Genomic DNA, 3,313 nt, shown 5'->3' with positions numbered 1-3,313 from the left:
TTCTTGGTGTCGCCGTTGAGCAGTTCCACGGGGTTGAGCTCAGGACTGTAACCGGGCAGGAAGTGCTGGACGATCGCCTCGGCGTGCTCGGCCAGCCAGCTTTTGACGGTCTTGGCCTTGTGGGTGGGGTGCTGGTCGACGATCAGGTGGATCTTCACGCCGTGGTGGCGGATCAGGCGGCCGAGGAAGTCGGTGTAGCGCGTGACGGTCAGTGAGCCCTCGTAGACGGTGAAGGTCAGCGCGCCCCGGTTGGACAGGGCGGCCATCAGGTTGACCCTAAAGCGCTGCCCGGTCTTGGGCAGCACCGGGGTGGACCCGGTCGGGGCCCAGGTGGTGCCGGGCTTGTCGGCCGAGCCGATCCCGGACTGATCCAGCCACAGGATCAGCCCGCCGTCGGCTTTGGCCGCCGCGACGATGCCCGGGTAGGTCTCCGCCAGCCACGTGCGCACCAGGGCCGGGTTCTGCTCGTAGGCGCGGCGGATCGGCCGTTGCGGGGACAGGCCCCAGCGTGTGAGGTACTTGCCGGTGGTGGGCAGGGAGATGCGGATCACGAAGCGGCGGCGTACCAGTTCGGCCACCGCCGCCCTGGTCCACAGTTGCCCGGTCCCGCCGGCCTGCTCTGGGCTCTGGTTCACGATCGTGCGGTACACGGTGCGCTGCTGTGCCCTGCTCAGGGCCTTCTGCTCCTCGGGGCGGCGACCCGGCCGGCCAGGGCGCAGGGCCCGATCCCCGCCGCGCCGCTCGGCATTGACCCACCGCGTCACGGACCTGACACTCACCGCGAAGACCTCTGCCGCATCCACCTGCGACATCCCGTTCTTCACCGCACGCACCACCCGCCGCCGCAGATCCTCCAGCGCATCACGAGAAAGACCACGCGCATCAATGTGACGATCACTCACACACCGCCAACGATCACGAAAGGAATGGGTTACCCCTCAATAAATACGTCATGACACTCTCAACGAACCAGCTAACGCGCTAGCCTCCTACACCAACGACGACAGGCAGTAAACCAGCAATCGTGCCAGATCTGTGCCAGACGAGGCAGGAACTCACGGTCGCTCAGGGACACTCAGGAGCAAGCCGGCCGAGGCCGCTGTGCAGGTCAAGGGTACTCACCTTGTACGAGCCTACTTACCTTCGAGCGCTTACGAAGCAGAGGTCCGCAGATCAACCGCGAGCCCAAGCTGACATCAGTCGTGACATCAACCGGGCGGAACGACGTGACACGCGAGCCACTGAATCCGTACATGTACACGCTAGACGACGTGCCCAAATGTCAGCCATGCACGTGTCCGAACGAACTCCCAAAGGGGGGTGTCGCGCGGTCGAATCGCGCTGCGGGCTTCTGATGTCGACGAGCGGCCGAGTACGTGTGCCGTCAGATGCGAGAAGCTACTTGACCCCGGAGATCGACCCCTGATGCGCGCGTCTGGCAGGAGAAAGGTCAGGTGCTGCCTGCTAGGCAGGCGAGTATGCAGGCGTCAAGTTGGCTAGTTCGCCGGTGAGGCGGGTTGCTCGCGAAGTCTTGGGGCCAACTGGGATGCTGCTGTCACGGCGAGGTGAGGGAGCAATTCGCGCAGACGGCGATGGGCGAGGGAGGCCTCCAGCTTGCTCGCGAGATCGGCTGCTTCGGTGGCGCATTGGATCGCGCGTTCTGTGCCGCCGATGCGGGCGAATGCGTGGGCTGCTTCGGCGAGGACGATTGCGCGGGTTTTGACCTGGTCGGCGCTGAGCGAGTCGAGTGCGCGGACGGCGGATGCATGGGCATCGTCGACAGCGCCGAGGTGGGTGTAGACGTTCGATGCCATGGCCCAGATGTAGGCGCGGTCCACGAAACGGCACCAGGGTTCGGCGTCGTCCTCGGGCGCGGCAGAGGCCATCTCGCTGCCATAGTCGAGAGCTTCCTCCAACTCGGCGATGGCGGCACCGGAGTCGCCGATCTTGGCCGCTTCCTGGGCGGCGCGGACGGCCATCCATGCTTGTGCGCGGGGGTTTGGTCCGACGCGGCTGACTGCTGTGTGCGCCAGCTGCCATGCGGTGTGTGGGTCGCCGCGGTCGGCCGCCGAGTAGGACAAGTAGGTGAGGATGCACGCGAAAAGCGGGCCGTCAGCCGCGTAGCGTGCGCATGCCATGGCGCTGTCCCAGTATCGGTGAGCTGCGGGCATGTCGCCGAGGTCAAATGCGAGCCAGCCTGCCAGTAGCGACGCTTGGCCGCCAGCGGTGGCCAAGCGGTGGCGGAATGGCTGGTGGCGTGTGCCGGTCATCATGGCCGCGACATCACGGACGTGCTGGCCGAGCGCGGGCATCAGGGCGCGGGCGGGGCGATGGTATTCGAGCCCAAAAAGGTAGGCGGTACTTTCAGCGATGAGGGCAATGGCCTTTGGTTGTGGGACCTCAGGGCGATTCAGTGAATAGCGGAGCGCGTCGTTCGGGTCGCCGAGGATCAGAATACTATCGTCCAGTGAAGCGGGAGTACCGATTAGACTGCTGACTGTCGGAGAGAGAGGCGCTACCTTGGTGGCGTCTGCAAAGCCTAGTTCGATGTACGGGGTGCTCGTGACACGTTGCAGCGCGCGCCGGTAACGCGGCAAGCATGTGGAGTGTGCTCCGGATTCCCATTTATTGACGAGTCGCTTGTCACACGTGTTGGGTTCGCCAAGAGCGTCGCCAGCATCGCGAACTGCTGTTGCGAAGTTGGTCAGGCTCATATTCATCGCTAGGCGAATGCTTCTGAGCTTTTCATTTCGGACACGATGGGCAGCGGATACGGCCATGGACATCACTTTCTCTGCGTATCGCTCGTGTGGAGCGAATTTGACTGAGCAGATGGAGCCAGCCGTGAGCGAGTCATGCGTGCCCGCAGCTGGACGTGATGGAGTCTCAATCGGTCGGCAGGGGCGGACATACTACGTTTGGAGGGACGTCTAGGGACGTCTTTGCTATGCTCGACTTCTCGGGCCATGCGAGGAGGTCTGCGTGAACCAAGCGCTTCGGAGCGCCATGATGGCTGCTGGCCTGCAACAACTTGACCTTGCGTCGCGACTTGAGGTTGACCCGAAGACGGTTGAGCGCTGGCTCGACGGGCGTGTGCCCCATCCGAGCAACAGGGCAGCCATCGCAAAGCTGCTCAATCGGCCAGAGGACGAGTTATGGCCGTCCGGCATGTTGGCTCATCGAGCTTGGCCGTGACGGCCGCTGGTTCGGGTGCTGAGGTGCCCACGTGAGCGTCGGGTCGTCGCGCAGCGGGCTCGGAGTCGCTGGTTATCGGGGTTGCGATAGCCGAATGCGCTGCGGGCATCGGTCTTGA

General features: G+C 64.2%; 3 protein-coding genes. 1 reads left to right on the top strand and 2 read right to left on the bottom strand.

The genetic code is table 11. The features are described 5' to 3' along the window. Both VGS97_RS04150 and VGS97_RS04145 read right to left on the bottom strand, forming a co-directional pair. Positions 1-824 (bottom strand): IS630 family transposase (locus tag VGS97_RS04150; RefSeq protein ID WP_326851835.1); only part of this gene is annotated, 824 nt, incomplete at its 3' end. 672 nt (positions 825-1,496) lie between these two features. Then, entirely contained in the window at positions 1,497-2,780 is a 1,284-nt protein-coding gene (locus tag VGS97_RS04145; RefSeq protein WP_326851834.1) for a hypothetical protein, read from the bottom strand. A 202-nt stretch (positions 2,781-2,982) separates the two neighbouring features. On the opposite strand from VGS97_RS04145, the gene VGS97_RS29400 reads away from it, so the two are divergent. Further along, entirely contained in the window at positions 2,983-3,195 is a 213-nt protein-coding gene (locus tag VGS97_RS29400; RefSeq protein ID WP_349261970.1) for a helix-turn-helix transcriptional regulator, read from the top strand. Positions 3,196-3,313 lie beyond the last annotated feature (118 nt).

It is taken from the genome of Actinocrinis sp., assembly GCF_035946395.1.
Classification (GTDB): domain Bacteria; phylum Actinomycetota; class Actinomycetes; order Streptomycetales; family Catenulisporaceae; genus Actinocrinis.
The sequence above is the reverse complement of the archived record's forward strand: the minus strand, read 5'-3'. Positions and strand labels throughout refer to the sequence as shown.